This window comes from Shewanella sp. TB7-MNA-CIBAN-0143 (assembly GCF_040310065.1).
Lineage (GTDB): Bacteria > Pseudomonadota > Gammaproteobacteria > Enterobacterales > Shewanellaceae > Shewanella.
The window spans coordinates 75667-94441 of the sequence record NZ_JBEOPL010000021.1 but is presented as its reverse complement, the minus strand read 5'-3'; the positions used below and the strand labels follow the sequence as shown (position 1 = coordinate 94441).

The following is an 18775-nucleotide window of genomic DNA, read 5'->3' as shown; positions in this document are numbered from 1 at the left end:
TAAGAAGTCTGAAACAGAAACAAGAAATGCAGCTTAAAATTTAAGTAAAGAGTGCCAACTACCTTGAAAAACACCGATCCCTTAAAAGTGTCTTTCCAAATCAACTCAGTTTTAGAGATGCTTCTTCTCATATCATCAACAAACTGACTAATATGCCGTTATACGCACCAGGAGATGTGCCGAAACTGATTTTGGATATAGAAAGGAATGCGAAGCAATTTAAGTTGGAAGGTAAGCGAGAAAGAAGTTACCCGCGCTGCTTAAAAGTGAGTAAAAATGGTTATCCAGTCGCAAAAATAAAAAATGCCGCTCACCTTAAGAGAACGGCATTACGCGCTGTTTTTCATTGTAAATAAACTTGTTTTATTACTATATTAGTTTTCAGAAATCGTTCCTGCTCCACCACCTGAACCGCCACCAAAACCTGTAGCACCAGGTGCTGGTGCAGCACCAAATCCACCACCACCGGAAGTTTGTGTTTCTTCTACGACTTCTGCCACTATGGATGGGTCAATACCGTTGGCAAGTGCGACAGCTAAAATATCATCAGGGGGCATACCTGCAACTGCAGCAGCCTTCAATGCTTGCTTAATCAGCTCTTCATTGCCATTAGCGGCTTGGATTTCTATAGATAATTGCTGTGCTTGCTCTGAAATCGGAGCATTTTGAGTGCTAGAGGTTAACGTATCTTCAGCTATAACACTGGCAGACATGCTCGTTGTAAATAATGCTGAAACGAATAATAGGGTTAATTTATTTTTGCGCATTATTCTGCCTCGCTATTTGGTGAATGATTAAAATAGTTCAGTTGCAATGCACTGATCCATGTTCGTGTTGCATTAATTGGAATTATACTACTGAAATTTTGTACAGCATACAATCCATTCCCTTGTAAACCATCGATGTTCATGAGTGAAAAGTGTTCACCTATAACAGCTGACTCTACCTGTGGTGCGATGATTTTAATACCAATACTATGACAAATTTGAATCACTGTTTGCACAAAAAATCGCGTATCAGCCTGAGCTATATCGCGCACGTAACTAGGATCAATCTTAATATAATCAATGTTTAAGTTTCTAATATAGCAAAACGAACTCAAACTAGACCCAAAACGTTCAATGGCAATATCAATATCTAATTGTTTTGCTCGGCGAATAAAACTCTCTGTCGATTCAAGCGAAAGCATTGCGCCAGACTCGTTAAATTCATACAAAAGTGGTGGAAGCGTTTTATGCATTTTTTGGTATAAATCAAACAACCAATCGGTAAACACCGGATTATGCAGCGCACGATTACTAATATTAATGGCTACGCGGGTGTGTTCAATGTGTTGCAGCTTATAAAAAATAAAGCACACAACAGCTTGTTCGAGTTCTTGTAACACGCCCAATCTTTCTGCCATGGCAAACACATCTAAAGTCGATAGTGTTTCACCCGCTATTTTAAAGCGCACAAACGACTCAACATACAAAATAGATTGATTTTCATCCACCACAGGCTGCAACATTAGATCGAATAATTTATCTAACGGAATACACTTAATTGCAAAATCTTTACTATTAGAATGATTAATTTCGTCTTTAAAATACTGAGTAAACTGGGTCAAAATACCCACCCATTCCTCACGTGAATGATTCTTTTGCATGCCCTTAGCAGAAACCAACCCCATAGGGTTATCAGCATATTGATTATGCACCAGTTGGTTATCTAAACGCATTACCACATCAGCAAAGTCTTCTTGGTGATTTACACGGGTGAGACTATGTTTTGCAAAGCCATTACTAAAACGCGACGAGCTTTCTATTAAAATACAAGAGGCTATTTGCTGATCGACTTCTTTGGCGGCATCTTCAGTAAGTAAGCTTAAAAAAGCAAATTCTGAGCCTGAAATGCGGTATAAGGTTGCTTCTTGCAAACTATTCATTTGTTCACTAAAAAGCTGCGCACCAGATAAAATATAGTCATCTCCGCTGCCATAACCATCGTTGTCATTAACCTGCTTTAAAGAGGTCATCGACAATAAGCCTAAATAAAAACGGTTACCGTGTTGCTCATATTCAGCTTGAATTGACTCAAACTTCTTTAACAACGCGCGGCGATTAGGTAAACCAGTATGCGAGTCAATATAAACCTCCTTCGACAAGGCTTCAGCCAATTGAGTTTGTTCATTAAACGAGCGCTGAATATTCTCAATCATGCGGTTAATCGCATTCACTAGCGTGCGTAACTCAGAGGTGAAAGGCTTAATAGGATTAAGCTCAAAGCGCTTTTGAATGACCGACTCAGCCTGTTTTTCAATACTACTCAGTGGGGTCAACACCGCTTTTAGAATAAAGTAAGCACATAAAAGTGCAATAACCAGTTGAAATAATGCAGAGGTTAAATTACTAACCGCGTGATCCCATAAACTTTTATATGAGGTACCCGCATGCGATTGCACTTCTAATTTACCTGCAATATGCCAACCATCACTCACTTCACTTGTCATTATCGGAGGATGCAGGGTAAACCAGTTAATAAACCACTGTGGAACAGCAAAATTACCTTGAGGATTATTGCGCTCAAATAAGACTTTGCCGTCCAGGTCGGTAAAAATAATATGTTGGTAATAGCCTGAATCGAAAATAGCATTAGTCATTGTCTCGGCAATCACCAAACCTTCTTCATCCATATAAGGTGAGATAGATAAACCTAAACTGTGCGCTGCTGCTTGCGCGTGAGATGCTAACTGTTCATTTAAATAGCCACGCATGTTCGATACGTTATTATATAACGCTGCTCCAAAGCTAAATATAGATAAACAACCTATCAGCAGATAAAGCTGTAGCCGCAAAGACATTCCTTTTATAAACATTGTTTGCTCCAGATCCTTTTGTAACGATTACTCGCCATTCTCAATACGATTAACTAAGTCAGTCCAACTTTTAGTGCCACTGCTAGTGGGTTTGTTGCTGCCCAACCCTTGTGTCTTCGCTAACCATAACCCTTGACCATTAAATGAATAAATTGGTTTTAAATCTCGTCGTTGGTTAGCGGGTAAAATTTTCGATTTTAAATTATCTAACACTAAAGGCATCGCCTTTGGGTCTTCGAAGTAAATCAACACCATATGAGGCTCGTTAATCAATAACGCACGCACATACATCAGGCGCATTTTGCTCTCATCAACACCCATAGCCTTTAAGGTAAAATACTTAAAGATGGCAAAGTCTTCACAATCGCCACCTTTAGTACCTAACGATTCAAGCGGTGTGGCCCAATAGTCACTTTTATGCCAATGGTCGCTATCACTCACAAATCGAATCCGCCTATTAGCAAATTGATTAGTTAAATTAAGCTTGGCGTAATCGCTCAATGTCACGCCTTCATTTATGGTGTCACGCCAGTCACTAAAATCTTCAATTCTTTCTGAGCCATAGCGCTGCTCGACTTGAGTAAAAAAATCAGTGGTAAATAAATCGTCAGTTATGGTGGCAACACACACAGCCGAAAACACCAATGACATAAAAAGCCAGTGGCGATATTTGTTGCAACAAAACAAAATGAGCCTAATACGTAAATCCTATTAAAATGATGGTTAATAATGACAATGCAATTAATTAACAAAAATTTATTCAATAACGGCCCATATCAAAAACTAGTAAAACGCGAATCGACAATAAAATGACACAACTAGCTTGTTCTATGTTTGAGTATACACAAACATAGAACAAGCTGTAAAAAATACATCAAATGAATCATGTCTAATTCATAACCTAGTTTGGTTTGTTGATAGTGAATATTGTCAGCGTCAAATTGTTGGCATGGTTATTGTTATGTAATAAGTTATAAATTAATGTTGATCATTTTCATAGATAGAATGATTTTTAGTTTAGATAACGCCTGATAGTGAAGTTTAGTATTATAACTAATAATAACAGTGTCTTACGTGTTTGATTTTTTGGTTTTTGATATGTTTCTTTAATAATGCATACACAATAAGCCTATTTTATAGGCACAAAAAAAGTGCATGATTTTATTTTTAATAATCGTTATGGTGCATGAAGTAACAATGTAAAGAGATCCTTAAAGCTTGAGTTGATTGTTAAATGAGCTATTTTACTGTTGTGCTAATGTAAAAGTAATTTGAATTTAAGCTAATACTAAAAAGTAACTTCCCAGTATTTTGATTTTTGGTTTAACATTTCGTCAAATAATCGACAAAAAGCAGGAGGTGTCAAAAAACTGTCATTAAGTTGCTGTATATCATATACTCGTAACATTATTAAAGATGAATAATACAAAATAGAAAGTAGAAATGGAAAATTTAAGCAAGGAATGAAGTCTACGAAAATAGTACTGAAACCATAAATGCTATGATTTGTTTGATATTTTACTGGTTTTTTTCTCATTTCTATGTTCGTCCGATAGAGTAGAAAGAGATACTTTTCTACTTTTTCGCTTAGTGCATAAAATGTTAACAATTTGAAATGAATCATAGCAATCTGGAAGCTGTAATCTAGTGGCGGTAGCGTGTCTTTTTTTCTAGTGTTTGCTATCGTCAACTTCAATTATAGAGCTCAGTTAAGAGAGATAATTTGAAGGACTAGATAGACAGTTCCGACTTTGATTAAAATCATTATCTTAAAGTTTTGTCATTGGAGTTTAACTTTAAATGTTTCTTTGCTCACACGGTTTACTAGGGCAGATTTGCAGTCATCTTTTACCGGTCAATAGAACTTGAGCTTTAGGAAATATGCGAAGAAAAGGTTTGTAAATCATAAGCGAGATAATAAATACTAATATTGGACTGCTGACGAAGAGTGCTACATAACTGTATGTCATTGGTTCAATATGAAGCTTCTTTGCTATAATCCATATAAAACTGATTATTAGAGTATGTGAGCAAAATGTAAAAAATATAACTGAACTATATTTACCTATGTTAAATTTTTTCGTTAAAAAACAAGCTATATTCCAAAATATTATAGCTCCAAAAACTCTAGATGTTATAGAAATTATAGTGAGTAATTCGTCCGGTAAGTTTTCCGGTTTAATAATTATTAATAAGTTTGTTGAAATAATTAACAAAATCAAACTCGTAGTGAACAATAATTTACTTTCAAAGCTTTCGATATAAAAGTTTTTATTTTTGGCAATAATCATACCAAGGAAAAAGAAGATGATTATTTTATCATTTATAAATAAGTAATTATTTAAATCAAATATTGATAATGTTATAAGTAAGAATGTTGTAATAATTGATTTCACTCCAGATGTTAACCTTAATAAGATAAATGCTAGAGTTACACATACGAATATGTCTCTTAAAAAATATAATGGCATGATTCCTGGTGTGTCGTATATTGATAATAAATAGTTTAAAATATTTTTATCTTCTAGCGGGGATGTGCCTAACATTAAATCCTTAGTAAGCGATAAAAAATTCCATGCAACTAAAGGAACTAAAAGAGTTAGCATTTTATTTCTTAATAATCGAGTATATTTATATTTTGAAATGGAAGTTACGATAAGGTAACCACTAACAATACTTAGCAAAGGAACACTAGACCTTCCAATGAGATTGCTTACCAACATAATAAAATAATCTTCGAAATTATTTACATCTGTTATTTCGCCATATAGAGGTGGAAAATGTACATAAATCAAACTTAAAATGCAAATTACGCGAGCAGTTGAGATTTTCTTAGATAGTGAGTTTTTCATGATTTAATAACAAATTCATTATACATTTTCGTTGATACTATTTCTTTAACTAACATAATTCAAGTAAAAATTAATAATTATGAATGACTATAAGTTGTTAAGAACAGATGTTATCTTAATATTTGTTGTATTTTCTTTCTTTTTCTCATTAGTATTTAATTCAACTATTGGTTCTTTAGCTGCGTTGATGTTTATTGTTTGTGGCGGTTCTATTTTGATTAATAATATTAGTGAGAGCTATCGAATCTTGTTGAGATATAGGGCGTTATTGATTATCCCATGTCTTGCTATAGTATCATCTTTTTGGTCTGATACTTCCATGATTGCATTTAGAGGTGGAGTTCAATTATTATTAACAACTGTATTTTCAATAGTGTTGATCTGCCGCGTAGATAAAAATTTACTGCTAAACTGTTTGGTTTTTACGTTTATTATTGCAATGGGCGCAAGTCTTGCTTCCAATCGTGTTGCATTAAATGGAATGACTGGTGAAATAAGTTTAATTGGAATATTTTCAAGTAAGAATTATTTGGCTATACATACGGCTATTGGGGTTGGTGTTGGTGTTGTTATGTATTTTTATAGTGAAAAAACCAATAGATTATCACGTATTCTAGGCGGATTTTTGTTATTCCTTGCTGTATTAGTTCTATTAAAAGCAAAATCATTTGGCACCACATTATCAGTATCTATGTCGTTATTTTTAATGTATTTATTTATGTGGTACCAAACTAAAAATATTACATTTTATTTGAGATTAAATGTTAATTTTTTTATGGTGGCAATACTTATTTCAATTATTGGAATAGCGATTTATTCATTGACTCAAAGTTTTTTTGACGAATTTATGTATGATATCGGGAAGGATCCTACATTAACAGGAAGAACTTATATATGGGAGAGAGGTTTAGATTTGATTTCTGAAAACCCTATATTAGGTTCTGGGTATCAAAGTGTTTTCGTTATAAATAATATGGTTGCTGAAGATATCTGGGAGTACGCGAAAGTAGAGTCAGGTTCGGGATTTAACTTTCATAATATGTTTATTAATATATGGGTTGAATTAGGTTTTGTTGGTTTTTTTATCTATGTAGTAGGCCTTATTCTACTTATAAAAAAACTTTATAAAAACTATGACTTTACAAATCCATTATTGGTTTTGTCAATATTTGTTTTCTTCTTTTTCTTTACGCAATCTTTCCTTGAAGCTGTTCTGTTAAGACAATTTACATTAGCTCAGTTTCTGATTTGTTTGGCTTGGATTTCATTTAGTTCTGTAAGCAGGAGAATTGTTAATGTTGCATGATGTTGGTAAAAAAGTAATTATTTTTGGTGGTTCAGGTTTTATTGGTAACCATTTGATCTGTTCATTGGATAATACGGTAGACACAATAATATCTATTGATATCAAACCGCCAAAAAATATTGTGAAAAATGTTGAATATATTCAGGCTGATGTACGAGATTTAGCATCTTTAAAGGTGTATAAAAATATTGATGTTATTTATAATTTAGCTGCAATCCACACTACGCCGGGACATGAACATCATGAATACTATGAAACTAATATAGTTGGTGCAATTGAAGTATGTAAATATGCTAAAAAATGCAATATAAAAGAAATTGTTTTCACGAGTTCAATTTCTGTATATGGTCCTGGTGAAGATCAAAAAGTAGAAACTACGGCCTTAAAGCCTACATCCTCTTATGGTTATTCTAAAAAGATAGCTGAAAGAATCCATCGTGATTGGCAACAATTCGATAGTAATTATAAATTGACAATTGTCAGACCTGCTGTCGTTTTTGGTCACGGGGAAGGAGGTAATTTCACTCGATTAGCTACGTTATTGTCTAAAGGTTGGTTTATTTACCCTGGACGTAAAGATACGATCAAAGCATGTATTTACGTTGGTGATTTGCTCAATGCCATCGAATTCGCCAGAGGGGCTCATAATGATGAAGTTACTTTTAATGGTGCTTACCATCATGGCTATACCTTGGAGGATATTATTAACACATTCACGAAAGAACATTTCCCAAAAGTTAACACATTTCTTGTCCCCAAGTTTATTGTGTTGGCAGCGGCTAAAGCATTCAGATTATTCAATGCATTAAATATTGGAATTCACCCAGATAGAGTGATGAAATTGGTGCAATCAACCAACATATACCCTCAGTGGCTAGTGGATAATGGTAAAACATTTGATGATGGACTTGTTAGAGCATTAGCAGAGTGGAAAAAGGACTCATCAGGAACTTTTAAGTAATGGATAAACAAAAAATTCTGATCATTATTCCTTGCTTAAACGAAGCAGAACATATCGGTCGATTATTACAACAATTTTGTAAAAATAAGAATAGTTTAATCATTGTTGCGGATGGTGGAAGTTCAGATGGTACTCAGCAGATAGTCAAAGATTGTATCATTGTAAATTCTAATATTAAGTTGATTTTTAACGAAAAGAAAATTCAAAGTGCCGGTATAAACCTTGCTATTAAGTTTTTTGGGTTTGATAGTAAATATTTTATTCGTATTGATGCACATGCCGATTATCCTGATAACTTTGTAACTGAGTTAATTCAGTCGGCTGAAGTAACGGATGCAGATTCTGTGGTAATAGCAATGGATACCGTCGGTAAAACAGCTATGCAGAATATGTTTGCTATAACGCAAAACTCAAAACTAGGTAATGGCGGTTCGGCACATCGTAATATTAGCAATGAGGGGAAGTGGGTAGAACATGGTCATCATGCTTTAATGCGTGTTTCTGCTTTCACTGATGTTGGTGGTTATGATGAATTATTCGTTGCAAACGAAGATGCTGAATTAGATTTTAGATTAATTAAAGCAGGATTTAAAATTTGGCTAACATCATCAACCTTTATGACTTACTATCCTAGAAGTGATTTTATAGGGCTATTTAAACAATATTACCGCTATGGAATAGGTCGTGCTTCTAATGTTATTAAACATAAACAAATCCCAAAAATTCGACAACTTATACCACTGTCTGTTCTCCCAACATTACTACTTTGCTTATTATTTCCAATAAATATAATTTTTGCATTACCATTTATAAGTTGGTTAGGCCTGTGTTTAGCTTATGGTGTTTTACTGTCAATTCAGAATAAAAAATTATTTATTGTTTTGTCTGGACCAACTGCTGCACTTATGCATTTGGGTTGGTCGGCTGGATTCTGCAGAAAATTAATTTCAAAAATTTTATATAGATAGGATTCGTTATGGAAGTATGTATTGGCATCTGTACCTATAAAAGACCTGAAATTAGGTTAACTTTAGAGTCTATTCGTGCACAAGTTATACCTAAAGATGTCACAATTACAATAGTTGTTGCTGATAATGATGAAACGGCTTGTGCAAGAGAATATATCGAAGGCTTAGCGTTAGAATTAAAGTTGACTTTAAAATATATTCATGCGCCTAAGCGAAATATTTCTATTGCTAGAAATGCTTGTCTAGATCATACAACGAGCCCAATGTTTTTAACTATTGATGATGATCAGGTAGCATCAAATAATTGGCTTTCATTGATGCTGAAAAAATTAGAAACTGAAAATGCTGATGTTGTTTTTGGTCCTGTAAATGCAATTTATCAAGAGCATACACCTAAATGGATACTTAACAATGACTTTCATTCGCATAAACCTGTGTTCATTAATAATGAAATTCAGACGGGGTATACTGGGAATACTTTAATAAATTTATCCAAAGCTGATGGTTTACGTTTTAATTTAGATTATGGAAGAACTGGTGGTGAAGACACAGATTTTTTTTATAAAATGTATGAAAGTGGCGCTAAATTAGTTTTCGAACCTATGGCGATTGTTGAAGAGCCTGTTCCAGAAAATAGACTTACCAAAAAATGGATTTTGAAAAGAAAGCTTCGAATGGGTCAGTCTTTTGGACAGTTAAATTTAGATTATAATCGTGGTTTAAATCAATTTAAATGTTTTATAATATCGTTATCAAAATTAACGTATTGCTTTGCTCTTTGTTTATTACATTTGTTTAATAATGATAAATTTCACTTTTGGTTAATGCGCGGAACCTTTCATCTAGGGGTTAATTTAAAATCTTTGGGTTTAAACCATATTGAGAATTATTAATGGATAATAGTATTTCAGTTATAATAGCGGCCTATAATTGTGAAGATTCAATCGTAAAATGTATTAATTCAGCTTTAAATCAATCATTTGTCAAAAAAATATTTGTTATTGATGATTTCTCAACAGATAAAACACTTGAAATAATTAATAATACATATTTTTCAGAAGCTAAAGTTGAAGTTCTTACTAATGATAAAAATATGGGACCTTCTTTTTCAAGAAATAGAGCGCTTGAAATTTGTGATACTGAATGGGTTACTGTGTTAGATTCAGATGATTTTATGATTGAAAATCGATTTGAATCATTATTAACATATGATAATGGTTATGAAATAATTGGCGACGATCAATTTAGAACTTTTGACAATAATCCTACAACATTATCAAAAATGTTAAATGTTGAAATCCCACTACTTGTTGATATATATTATTTTGTTGAGTCAAATATAACTAAAAAAGATGAGTATAGAAAAGAACTTGGTTTTTTGAAACCACTATTGAGACTTAGTTTTATTAAGAAGTATCAAATAAAATATAAAGAAGAGATGAGGCTTGGAGAAGACTTTGAGTTTTATTCAAGGTTACTATTACATGGAGCTCGCTTTATACTTGTCGAAGCATGTGGGTACGTTACAGTCGTGAGAGATGATTCTCTTTCAGCAACACATTCAGTTGAAGATTTAATATATTTAAGAGATTGCAACTTATCCTTAATAAATGATTTTGATTATGACACTAAGGTTCACTCATTATTTTATAAATTGTATTACTCAATAAATAAAAAAATAAAATGGATCGAATTTTATACAGCAATTAAAAATAGAAATATACTGCGTTCCATATCAGTTTTGTTTTGCCGGTTAGATGTATTTTTCTTTATTACAAGCAATTTATTGGAGCAATTTAAAATTAGGTTTTTAAATGAAAAATAAAAGCTCTATGTTTGCATTATTTATAAGTAAATTTTTCCCGCCAATTCTTAATTTTATTGTATTTGTTTACAGTGCTAGGATTTTGGACCCTGAATCCTTTGGCGAGGTGGCATTAGCATTAACATTGATTTTTCTAGTTTCTTCATTTTTACCTACAGGATGGCGAGATAATTTATTTAAGAGTGAATACATAACAAGCGAAATGATCTCTACTGTTATTTGGTTTCATGTACTTATTTCAATTATTTTAGTTTTTTTATTGTTATTATTTTTTTATTTTTTTAAATTTGATTTTTATACTGAAACTATTAACAATATGGTCATGTTACTTTTTGTAAAAGTGATATTTGATTGCTTTGTAAATGTATATAATACCCTTTGTGTGAAATATGAATATTATTTCCAACTAGCTATAAGAACAGTTATTTGTACTTTGTCTTCAGCTATAACGGTATATGTTATGTTGCAGTTAGATTTTGGTGTATGGGCTTTGGTATGTAGTCAAATCATTATTTCATTATTTGGTTTTATTTTTTTATACATTAAATTTAAAGATCAAACTTTATTATATTTTAGTTTTGAAATTATTAAGGATATGTATCATTTTTCAATGCCTGTTACATTTGTGAATGGATTTACAAATTTATTCATTCAAGCTGAATCATTTATTGTAGGGAGTTTTTTAGGTGTTAAAGAGTTAGGTTTTTTTAATTTATCAAAACGTCTATATGACATAATAGTAGATATTTTTATTAGTACGATAAATGAAGTTTCTTTAAGTAAGATCTCTAAAAATATTAATGATGTTAAAGTTGATAAAAGTAATGAATTTATAAAGCTAACGGCTGTTACTTGGTGGTTGATGTTGCCATTGATTTTTTTGGCTTATTATTTTAGCGAACCAATGTTCAATATTTTATTTACCAATAAATGGGATGAGTCAATTAAAATATTCAATTTCTTTTGTATAATCGCATTGATTGTGTCCTTAGGTGTACCACAGAGGAATTTTATTATATTACTTGGTGGCGCTCGTCATTTATCGAAAATTCAAGTATGTGTTGCTACTATCTCTATTCCAATATATATGACTTTAGCATCATACAACATGGAATATTTCTTGTATTCTTTAGTGTTTTTTAAATTTGTTAATTATATGTCATCGTTGATATTAGTTAGGCGGTTTATTTGTTTTTCTACTAGTTCATACTTTAAAGTTTTATTTAATTCTACGTTGTCATTAATATTGGCTAACTTTCTTTGTGAATTTTTGTTTACTGGTTTTATTCATAATATTTACATTTATATAGTTATCTACTCTTTATCGCTGATAGCTTTTTATATCGGTTTTTTAGAGTTTTTTTCTCGTCGATTTAAAATAATTCCATCGATTGGGAACTTTACTTTTTTAACAATAATTAAATAAGGATAATTTTTTGAAATTGACTTTTTTTGAATCAAACCCTCCAAACTTTGGTGATGAATTAAACAAATATTTATGGAGTAATTTAATTGAACCTGGGTTTTTTGATGAGGACGAAAGCACTTTATTCTTAGGTGTTGGTTCAATACTTTGGGATCATTATCCTAAAGATGCAACAAAAATAGTGATGGGTTCCGGATATGGTGGTTATACACCAATTCCTAATGTTCATGATGGTAGTTGGGATATTACGTTTGTTAGAGGCCCAAGAACAGCCCAACAACTCAATATTGATACATCTAAAGTGATAACTGATGCTGCTATTTTAGCTAAATATCTCAAATTTCCATTACATATACCGTCACCTAATAGAGTTAGTCGAATTGGTTTTATGCCTCACTATCAGAGTATTCCTCGAGCATGCTGGAAAGAAGTTTGTGAAGTTGCTGGCCTAGTTTACTTAGATCCTACAGAACCAAATGTAACAAACACACTTTCTATGATTAAGAGTTGTGATTTTATTATTTCAGAAGCGATGCATGGCGTAATACTTGCCGATACGTTACGAGTTCCTTGGATTCCTATTCAACCCAAAGTAGCTATTCATCGCAATAAATGGTTCGATTGGGCTGAGTCGATGGATTTATCATTATCCTTCAATGACTGTCCAAACTCTTCTATACTAGATTTCTGGTCTTCATTTTCGGGTTTACAAGCAACCGGAAAACGCAGTAATTATGTTCAAGATAAATTAAAAATGATCAATTCCATTTTCGTTAATAATGCAGCTAAAACATTATCGAATTTTATAATTGACGATGCTTTTTTGAGTTCTGACAGTGTTTTTGAAAGAAATTCTGTTAACGCTTTGGAAGCATTAAGTTCAAAATGCAAAATCGTTAGGGGTATCGGATGAAGCATTTAGCCATAATTATTCCATTTTATCAAAAGAAATCCGGATTATTGCGTAATTCAATAAATTCGATTCTTTTACAGTCTGACATCGATAACATAAGAATTACTATTATTATTATTGATGATGAGTCTCCAATTAATGCTGAGAAAGAGTTAAAAAATTTAGAAAAAACACAAAATATAGAAATTAAAATAATTAATCAAAAAAATTCAGGCCCAGCCAAAGCTAGAAACGTTGGACTTGATTTTGCTGATTCTTTGAATGTAGATTATATTGCTTTTCTTGATTCTGATGATATTTGGCATGATGACCATATTAGCCGGGCGATGTTTTATCTTAATAAATCAAGTGATTTCTATTTCTGTGATCATCAGAGGTTTGATAATGATTATAGCTACTTTGTCGAAAATCCTTACATAAATGATTATGTCAATAAAAATAAAGTTAAGCAATCTTTAATTATTGAAATTAAAGCAAAGGTTTTCTTTATTAATTTAATTGAAACTTATTTTTGTCAAACTTCAACAATTGTTTTCTCTCGTAAAATACTTAATGGTTTACGTTTTGATGAAACATTGACCGTTGCAGGTGAAGATCATTTAATGTGGCTTCATTTAATTTCTCAATGTAACCTAGTAACCATGGATTTAAAGTCTGGTGTTGATTATGGAGAAGGTGTCAATATATTTACGTCTAGTAATGACTGGGGAACGTCATTATCAATTAAAAACAACTTTGATCAGTTCAGTTTATTTCTGAAAATGAATAATGAATTTATCCTTGATAATAAAGTTAAAAAATTCGTAAAATATAAAATGGATGAAAAGTTTTCTTTTTACTCATATCTAACAGTTAAATTTGCGCTAAAATTTGAATTCATTGGATTTAAATTATTGTTTAATAGTGAACTTCCTAAAGTATCAACTTTTTTTAAAATTATATACAACTTTTTCTATTTCATAATTGTGAGACCATTGAAATGAGAAGTGTTCTAGTTACTTGCCTTTCGGTTGGGTCTAGAATGAGCAGTCTAGAAGAGTGCATTTCAAAAGTTAAATCTCTTGAAGTTAATAATTTTACATTTGAGTTACTTATTCTAGAAAATTCTACTACAGCTTCAACAGAAATAAAAAATCTAATTGATAAATATAGATCTAATGATTTTAATATAAATCATTCCTTAGAGAGTCGTTTAGGTATTCCATTTGCTAGGAATGCAGCGCTTAAATATGCAATTGATAATGATTTTTCTTTTTTAGCTTTTATAGATGATGATGCATATCCAGAAAAGTTTTGGTTAAATCAACTTATGTTGACTCAGAATACTTATAATGCTAATGCTGTTACTGGTCCACAGATTCCCATTTTCCCTAAGATGGCCAATAATACTTTTAAATTTGCTTCTATTTTCTCTGAACGAAAGTTTACTCACAACACAACTATTTCATGGGCTGCAACTAATAATGTGCTTATGGATGTGAAATTTTTCTATAATAATAATTTATTTTTTGATGAGCAACTAACAGAAGGGGGAGAAGATAAAAACCTTTTTCTTCGGGCTACAAAGCAAGGAGCTACTCTTTATTGGGATGCGAAAGCATTAGTTTATGAAAATGTAGTTGATTCAAGAATGACAGTAACTTGGGTAATGGATAGAAGTTTTAGGCATGGTGCAACTGGCTATGCAATTGAATCTTCGACTAAGTCAAAAATCTATACTTCTCTAACATGTTTATTTAAAGGTAATGCTTATATTTTAAAATCTATTATCTGGCTTCCAGTTAATATTATTAATCCTAAAAAATCATTTTTAGATTCAATTTGTGATTTTTTTCATGGGCTTGGCTTCTTTTATGGTCTCTGGTCAAAAGGACGGTTTAAAAAATATATATGAATACCGTTATTGAAAATGATATAGATGTTTCTATTGTCATAGCTGCTTGGAACTCTGCTGATTTTATTGAAACAGCAATTTTCTCTGCTTTAAATCAAGTTGGTGTAAGTGTTGAAGTTATCGTCATTGACGATTGTTCGACTGATGATACCATTTCTGTCGTAAAAAATATTAATGATCCTCGTCTTCGGTTAATTAAAAATATAAAGAACACTGGGCCAGGTGGAGCAAGAAACACTGGTTTTGATGCGGCAAGAGGGTTGTGGATAGCGGTACTTGATTCTGATGATGACATGTTACCTGATCGTTTATCGACTTTGCTTTCTTTAAGAAATGATAAAACTGATATTATTCTTGATAACTTTTATCAGAAACTAAATTCTAAATCGAATTTAATACCTTATTATAGTAAATCAGATCTTCCTTTAGGTGAGTTTACTCTTCAGTTTTTAATTAATACTAACCTCATATTTTCAAAGGTAAAATCCACTGGTTACTTAAAGCCCGTTTTTAAACGCAGTTTTATTAATAATAAAAGGATTAAGTATTGGCCTGAAGTTAGAGTTGGCGAAGATTATTATTTTTTAGCGAATTGCTTGGCAAATACTGCGAATGCTGAGGTTGTTCCTTATTCTGGTTATATTTATAATATTCGTGGTGGTTCTATTTCAAGTGTTTTAACTTTGAAACATATTAGTACATTAATAGATTCAGATGCTAAATTCGTTAATTGTTTTAGTTTTGATAATGACACTAATACAGCGCAAGTTACACGTACTAAAAACCTCTTGAGATCATACAAATATCTCGAGATAGTCAGCCTATTAAAAAAACGTAAATTATTTAAAGCTTTTATTCTTGCAATTTTATTTCCTTCAAGTTCATTTCTGTTACATCAACCAATTTTAAAGAGATTAAATTTAATCATAAGAGGCTCTAATGGATAGACCATCAAAGTTTCAATTTACAGGTGTACGATCAAATTTCTTATTGCGTATTATTGATATAGTTATTATTGCTTTTTCATTATTAATTATGATGCGCGGGTATAATATTGGTTTCGACAAAGATTATTTGTTAGTTTTAATTGGTGTTTTATTCTTTTTTAGTTATGTTGGTGAGTCATTAGGCTTATATCGATCTTGGCGCTTAAGTCGCTTTTCTACAATGTGTCGAATAATACTGCTAAATGTAACTTTCGCATTTCTATTTATGACATTAGTTTTATTTTTATTTAAATATAGTGATACCTATTCGAGAGTTGCCATGGGAGGGTGGTATGTTCTCTCTGTTGTGTTATTAGTCAGTTGGCGTTTTTGTGTTAGAGAGATAAAACGTATTCGCAGAATAAAAGGTTATAACGTCCAAAAGATTGCCATTGTTGGATTAACACAAACAGGTAAACAATTATTTGATGAAATATTTAAACATGATGAATTAGGCTTTGAATGTGTTGGTTTTTTCGACGACAGGGAACCTAATCGTATTGAAAATCTTGATGCGTCATTATTAAAAGGTTCAATTGACGATGCCGTTCAGTTGGCTCGGGCGGGTAATATACACAAATTATATGTTTGTTTGCCTATGTTGGCTGAAAAACGTATAGCCGATATTATTCTGACACTTGGTGACAGTACTGTTGATGTGTTAATTACACCTGACTTTTTGTTGAAAAACTTAATGCATGCACGCATTGGCAGCGTTGGTGAAGTCGATACATTAAGTGTTTTTGAGTCCCCAGTTGCTGGAATGAAGCGTTTTTACAAACGTAGTTTTGATATCATTTTTAGTTTATGTGCCATCGTGGCCATATCACCTATACTTATTACTGTCGCTATAGCTGTTTATATATCATCACCCGGGGCAATTATTTTTAAGCAAGATCGTTATGGCTTAGATGGCCGGAAAATTAAAGTATGGAAATTTCGTTCGATGACGGTAACTGAAAATACAGATAAGGTTATTCAGGCTAGGAAAGGTGATGCCCGTATCACTAATGTAGGTGCATTTATACGAAAAACATCATTAGATGAATTACCTCAATTTTTTAATGTCCTTATGGGAGATATGTCAGTAGTAGGTCCACGTCCTCATGCAGTTTCCCATAATGAAGAATATCGTAAGTTAGTAAGTTATTACATGCTCCGACATAAAGTTCTACCGGGTATTACTGGTTGGGCTCAGGTTAATGGTTGGCGCGGTGAAACGGATACCCTTAACAAAATGGAGAAGCGAGTTGAATATGACCTTGATTATATTCGTAATTGGTCATTATGGTGGGACATAAAGATTGTATTTTTGACTTTTTTTAAAGGTTTTGTCGGTAAAAACGTTTATTAATGATTCCGTAGTTTTTTTATTCACCAGCATTTCCATTCCCTTTTCGAATGATCATTTATTAGTCTTTCGGATGATGCTTGCCCCTTTGACATTCTGGTAATGTTTTGTAGGTCAAACCTAAGGCTTATAAAGTCAAACACAGCCAATTCAAGTTTCAAAGTTTGCTCTCGGGCGTTATAACGTCAGTGTTGTTTTTCTCCTCATACATTTTTATAAGGATATTAGTCATGAACATACCGTTTAAATTGAGTTACATTGCTACTGTTATTGCTTCATTAGTACTTATTAACCCTGTATTTGCAGCTGATGAAAAAGCTGGCATGATTCAAACTGAATCGGGTATTGATTTTATACCTGGTTTAAATAGTGGGCTTAAATATGATGATAATATCAGCAGTACTTCAGTGGATACTCAAGACAGTTGGATTTTAACTGTTACCCCAGCAGTACAAGCTCAGTTATTAGATGGTAACAATATTCATACGTTAGAGCTTGGGTTTGAATATGGTGATTATTTTAGTAGTAGTGATGATAACTATCTAGATGCCTTACTTCGGGCTAGTTCTGAAGTTGAGTTAAACCAGTCTAACCGTTTTAATTTTGAGGCTATGTACATTGCTGGTCACGAAGATCGTGGTACTGGTGTTTTTGAGGGGAATAGCGGTTATAGTCAAGATGAACCTAATACCTATGATGTGTTTAGTGCCGGAGGGTATTATGAGTATGGTGCAAAAACAACGCCGGCGAGGGTGAGAGTCAATGCTGAACTCTATAGTAAAGAGTACAGTAATTATGAAATTATAACCCAATATCGTAATTTTGATGATACGACTTTAGGCGCTACCTTTTATTATGATACCCAGTCAGTAACCAGTATTTTTGCCGACTTTCAGAGTGTTGATACTGCCTATGATTTAATCGATCCAACTGGTGATCGTGACAGTAAAACTAATACGGCAAGGTTAGGGGTCGAGTGGGAAGCTACGGCTGCTTCAGAAGGTAGTATAAAAGTCGGTTACCAGCGAAAAAGTTTTGATAATGAAGAACGTGAAGACTTTAGCGGTTTGTCATGGGAGGCTAAGGTTTCTTGGAAACCTCTTACATATTCGGTGTTTGATTTTACCTCGGGCCGTACTAGCCGAGATCCTAATGGTTTCGGAGATTATGTAAAGGAAACTAGTTATGGTGTTAAGTGGAACCATAAGTGGAGTGATTTATTCTCTTCAGCCATTGGTTACAGTCATTTTGATGACATTTACACTGGCGTAGATCGCGAGGATAAAAGTAAGCTTTACCTATTTTCAGTTAATTATAACGTCAGTCGTTGGTTAACTTTAGAGGCTGGAGTCAATATTTCTGAAGTTGATTCTAATGATGAACAGTATGAGTTTGACCGCAACGTGTATTTTATCAATGCCGAAATGACCTTATAG

At 32.6% G+C, this 18775-nt stretch carries 16 protein-coding genes and 1 pseudogene; 13 read left to right on the top strand and 4 right to left on the bottom strand.

Annotation, left to right across the window (positions count from 1 at the left end):
- Positions 1-74: 74 nt before the first annotated feature.
- Positions 75-356: pseudogene (locus AAEY97_RS16685) on the top strand (hypothetical protein); the annotation flags it as partial.
- A gap of 18 nt (positions 357-374) precedes the next feature.
- Here AAEY97_RS16685 and AAEY97_RS16680 read toward each other — a convergent pair.
- From AAEY97_RS16680 to AAEY97_RS16665, 4 genes are all read right to left on the bottom strand, one after another.
- Positions 375-767: a hypothetical protein gene (locus tag AAEY97_RS16680; RefSeq protein ID WP_351000156.1), complete on the bottom strand. Its 393-nt coding sequence runs from the start codon at positions 765-767 to the stop codon at positions 375-377.
- Positions 767-2857: a bifunctional diguanylate cyclase/phosphodiesterase gene (locus AAEY97_RS16675; RefSeq protein WP_351000153.1), complete on the bottom strand. Its 2091-nt coding sequence runs from the start codon at positions 2855-2857 to the stop codon at positions 767-769. The genes AAEY97_RS16680 and AAEY97_RS16675 overlap by 1 nt, the downstream gene beginning before the upstream one ends.
- 27 nt (positions 2858-2884) lie before the next feature.
- Positions 2885-3508: a transglutaminase-like cysteine peptidase gene (locus AAEY97_RS16670; protein ID WP_351000150.1), complete on the bottom strand. Its 624-nt coding sequence runs from the start codon at positions 3506-3508 to the stop codon at positions 2885-2887.
- A 1190-nt stretch (positions 3509-4698) separates the two neighbouring features.
- The gene (locus AAEY97_RS16665) at positions 4699-5709 is read right to left on the bottom strand and encodes an acyltransferase family protein (RefSeq protein ID WP_351000147.1); all 1011 of its coding nucleotides are present in this window, start codon (positions 5707-5709) and stop codon (positions 4699-4701) included.
- A 94-nt stretch (positions 5710-5803) separates the two neighbouring features.
- On the opposite strand from AAEY97_RS16665, the gene AAEY97_RS16660 reads away from it, so the two are divergent.
- From AAEY97_RS16660 to AAEY97_RS16605, 12 genes are all read left to right on the top strand, one after another.
- Positions 5804-7015, top strand: a complete 1212-nt coding sequence (locus AAEY97_RS16660; RefSeq protein ID WP_351000144.1) for an O-antigen ligase family protein — start codon at positions 5804-5806, stop codon at positions 7013-7015.
- A complete protein-coding gene (locus AAEY97_RS16655) occupies positions 7005-7976 on the top strand; it encodes an NAD-dependent epimerase/dehydratase family protein (RefSeq protein WP_351000141.1) in 972 nt (323 codons plus the stop codon). Before AAEY97_RS16660 ends, AAEY97_RS16655 begins: the two co-directional genes overlap by 11 nt.
- Entirely contained in the window at positions 7976-8944 is a 969-nt protein-coding gene (locus tag AAEY97_RS16650; RefSeq protein WP_351000138.1) for a glycosyltransferase family 2 protein, read from the top strand. Before AAEY97_RS16655 ends, AAEY97_RS16650 begins: the two co-directional genes overlap by 1 nt.
- An 8-nt stretch (positions 8945-8952) precedes the next feature.
- Positions 8953-9837 (top strand): glycosyltransferase family 2 protein, encoded by an 885-nt coding sequence (locus AAEY97_RS16645; RefSeq protein ID WP_351000135.1) that lies wholly within the window; start codon positions 8953-8955, stop codon positions 9835-9837.
- Positions 9837-10769: a glycosyltransferase family 2 protein gene (locus AAEY97_RS16640; RefSeq protein ID WP_351000132.1), complete on the top strand. Its 933-nt coding sequence runs from the start codon at positions 9837-9839 to the stop codon at positions 10767-10769. Before AAEY97_RS16645 ends, AAEY97_RS16640 begins: the two co-directional genes overlap by 1 nt.
- Complete coding sequence (locus tag AAEY97_RS16635; protein ID WP_351000129.1) at positions 10759-12195, top strand: oligosaccharide flippase family protein; 1437 nt, start codon at positions 10759-10761, stop codon at positions 12193-12195. The genes AAEY97_RS16640 and AAEY97_RS16635 overlap by 11 nt, the downstream gene beginning before the upstream one ends.
- 10 nt (positions 12196-12205) lie before the next feature.
- The gene (locus AAEY97_RS16630; protein ID WP_351000126.1) at positions 12206-13108 is read left to right on the top strand and encodes a polysaccharide pyruvyl transferase family protein; all 903 of its coding nucleotides are present in this window, start codon (positions 12206-12208) and stop codon (positions 13106-13108) included.
- Positions 13105-14091 (top strand): glycosyltransferase family A protein, encoded by a 987-nt coding sequence (locus AAEY97_RS16625; protein ID WP_351000123.1) that lies wholly within the window; start codon positions 13105-13107, stop codon positions 14089-14091. The genes AAEY97_RS16630 and AAEY97_RS16625 overlap by 4 nt, the downstream gene beginning before the upstream one ends.
- Before the next feature lie 38 nt (positions 14092-14129).
- A complete protein-coding gene (locus AAEY97_RS16620; RefSeq protein ID WP_351000120.1) occupies positions 14130-15002 on the top strand; it encodes a glycosyltransferase family 2 protein in 873 nt (290 codons plus the stop codon).
- On the top strand, positions 14999-15949 hold the full coding sequence (locus AAEY97_RS16615) for a glycosyltransferase family 2 protein (protein WP_351000118.1): 951 nt from the start codon (positions 14999-15001) through the stop codon (positions 15947-15949). The genes AAEY97_RS16620 and AAEY97_RS16615 overlap by 4 nt, the downstream gene beginning before the upstream one ends.
- Complete coding sequence (locus AAEY97_RS16610) at positions 15942-17342, top strand: undecaprenyl-phosphate glucose phosphotransferase (protein ID WP_351000115.1); 1401 nt, start codon at positions 15942-15944, stop codon at positions 17340-17342. The genes AAEY97_RS16615 and AAEY97_RS16610 overlap by 8 nt, the downstream gene beginning before the upstream one ends.
- A 227-nt stretch (positions 17343-17569) precedes the next feature.
- The gene (locus tag AAEY97_RS16605) at positions 17570-18775 is read left to right on the top strand and encodes an outer membrane beta-barrel protein (protein WP_351000112.1); all 1206 of its coding nucleotides are present in this window, start codon (positions 17570-17572) and stop codon (positions 18773-18775) included.